Origin of the sequence: Vibrio ichthyoenteri ATCC 700023 (assembly GCF_000222605.1) — a bacterium.
Classification (GTDB): Bacteria; Pseudomonadota; Gammaproteobacteria; order Enterobacterales; family Vibrionaceae; genus Vibrio; species Vibrio ichthyoenteri.
In genome coordinates this window covers 1-2,593 of the sequence record NZ_AFWF01000309.1, presented here as the reverse complement: position 1 = coordinate 2,593, position 2,593 = coordinate 1, and the positions used below count along the sequence as shown (strand labels likewise).

The 2,593-nt window shown below is 48.2% G+C and carries 2 protein-coding genes; both read left to right on the top strand.

Features of this window, described 5'->3' with window-relative positions; all coding sequences use genetic code 11:
• Positions 1 to 230: 230 nt before the first annotated feature.
• Positions 231 to 1,763 carry an IS21 family transposase gene (istA, locus tag RH85_RS20510; protein WP_006714665.1) on the top strand — a complete coding sequence of 511 codons (1,533 nt, stop codon included), beginning with the start codon at positions 231 to 233 and terminating at the stop codon, positions 1,761 to 1,763.
• 10 nt (positions 1,764 to 1,773) lie between these two features.
• Positions 1,774 to 2,514, top strand: a complete 741-nt coding sequence (istB, locus tag RH85_RS20505; protein ID WP_006714664.1) for an IS21-like element ISVch3 family helper ATPase IstB — start codon at positions 1,774 to 1,776, stop codon at positions 2,512 to 2,514.
• The last annotated feature ends 79 nt before the right edge of the window (positions 2,515 to 2,593 follow it).

The following is a 2,593-nucleotide window of genomic DNA, read 5'->3' as shown; positions in this document are numbered from 1 at the left end:
TGCATATTTCGGAGCATTCCGATCAGTCATTTCGGGATTATCCGATCACCCATTTCGGTTTAAACCGATCACTAATTCCGCGATTATCCGATCACTTTTAGCCTAACTCCGAAATCGGTGATCGGAATAGCGAAAACCGCGATCGTAATGGCCGAAATCCTTCCTTTTTCTCTTTTAAATCAATAGCTCGCTATTCTTTACTTCTTAAACAAGCAAGTAAGGAAGCGACAATGGCCAAAAAGAGAACTCCAATGAACAAAATTAAAGAGGTATTACGCCTTAAGTACGACTGCGGTCTCTCAAATCGTGGTATCGCTTCTTGCCTTAAACTCGGCCCGTCCACCATATCTGAACTCCTTACTCGCTTTAAACAAAGCCAACTTGGTTGGCCTCTACCCGATAGTTGCAGCGATGTAGATCTCACACAGGCGTTATATCACGGCAAGAAAGCCAGTCGAGATAAAGTCATGCCAGACTTCACTCAATACGCAGTCGAACTCAGACGTAAAGGCATGACAAAGATGCTGCTCTGGCAGGAGTATCATGAGCAATATCAAGAACAAGCTTACGCTTACACTCAGTTCTGCGAGCACTTCACTCGTTGGTTCAAAACCCAAAAACGCAGCATGCGCCAGCTGCATGTTGCAGGTGATAAACTGTTTATCGATTACTGTGGGCCTCGGCTCCAGGTGGTCAATCCTGACACAGGCGAAGTGCGCGAAGCGGAGGTGTTCGTCGCGACTTTAGGCGCGTCCAATTACACTTATGTTGAAGCCTTCCCCAGCCAAGGGAAGCCCTACTGGTTAGAGGCGCATACGAATGCGTTCGAACACTTCGGTGGCGTACCACAACTCTTAGTTCCCGATAACCTACGCAGCGCGGTCACTAAAGCCAATCGTTATGAGCCGAGGCTGAACGATAGCTATCAAAAACTGGCGAATCACTATCAAACCGCTGTGATGCCAGCTCGCCCCTACAAACCTAAAGATAAAGCCAAGGCAGAGAATGCCGTGCTCCTAGTGGAACGCTGGATCATGATGCGGCTGCGACACCAAACCTTCCATACCTTTAAAGAGTTGAATCTCGCCATCCGTGAACTCATGGATGAGTTAAATCAGCGTGAGATGAAACAGTATGGCGCGAGCCGTCAAGCGTTGTTCGATAAACTCGACAAACCTGCATTAAAGCCACTGCCTAAGCAGCGTTACCTGTATACCGAAACTAAACGAGCCAAAGTTGGCCCTGACTATCACATCGAATATCGTCGTCATTACTACTCGGTTCCCCATCAACTTGTTGGTCACTATGTCGAGTTGGAAGCCTCTAAACGCCTTGTGCAGATCTACCATCAAGGTAACTTGGTGGCCCAGCATCCACGTAGCCAAAGAGAGCGAGGAAACAGCACCCAACCAGAGCACATGCCAAGCAACCATCAACATCAGAAGTGGTCGCCAGGGCGCTTGCTTAGCTGGGGAGCCAATATCGGCCCAGCCACACGAGAAGTCGTCAATAAGATGCTGAACTCCAAGCCTCATCCAGAGCAGTCTTATCGTTCCTGTCTTGGCTTGCTCAGCCTCAGTAAAACCTATGGCGAATCGCGCCTAGAGCAAGCCTGTAAAGATGCGCTGATGCTGACAAAATCCAATTACACCTTCATCAGCAATTTGCTGAAAAACAATCGTGAAGGACAACTGAGTAAAGACAACACGAGTACGCCAAACCTTGTTCATAGCAATGTTCGTGGCCCGAACAGTTATCACTAGGAGAAAGGATATGAATGCACTGAACGACCAACTCAAAACCCTACGCTTGAGCCATGCAGCGAAAGCATTAGAGCAGCAGCAAGAGCAACTGACCACCTACGCAGAACTGGACTTCGAGGAAAGGCTAAGCCTACTTCTGGAAAGCGAGATCTTGAATCGCAATCAGAGCAAAATCCAACGCTTTAAACGACAAGCCAAGCTGAGAGTAGATGCGCAGCCGAGCCAACTCATCTATAAGGAGGGACGAAACCTCAATCGTAAGCAGATGGGCGAACTTCTGACGGGCAGTTATCTATACAAACACCAGAACATCTTGGTTACAGGCCCAACAGGCGCAGGCAAAACGTATCTTGCCTGCGCCCTGGCAACCAGCGCCTGTGACCAACAACAAACGGTTAGGTACTACCGATTAACTCGCTTGCTTGACGACCTGACCGCTGGTCGTCTGGATGGAAGCTATCAAAAACAACTCCAATCATTGGCTAAGAAAGCCTTACTGATCCTCGACGACTGGGGGATGGAAAAGCTGACTCAAGAGCATGCGGGTCACTTATTAGAAGTGCTGGAAGATCGTTATCAAAACAGCAGCACAATCGTCATCAGTCAGTTACCTGTAAAGGAGTGGTACAACATGATCGGCAACGCGACCGTCGCAGACGCGCTAATGGATCGGCTAGTACACAATAGTCATCGAATAGAACTGGGAGGTGAATCAATGAGAAAACTGGCGCAATCCGATCACTTAGAGTAAAAATAAGAAGAGAGAAAAACGGCAGGATCAAGTGATCGGAATAAACCGAAACAGCCGATCGCAATCACCGAAATACGCA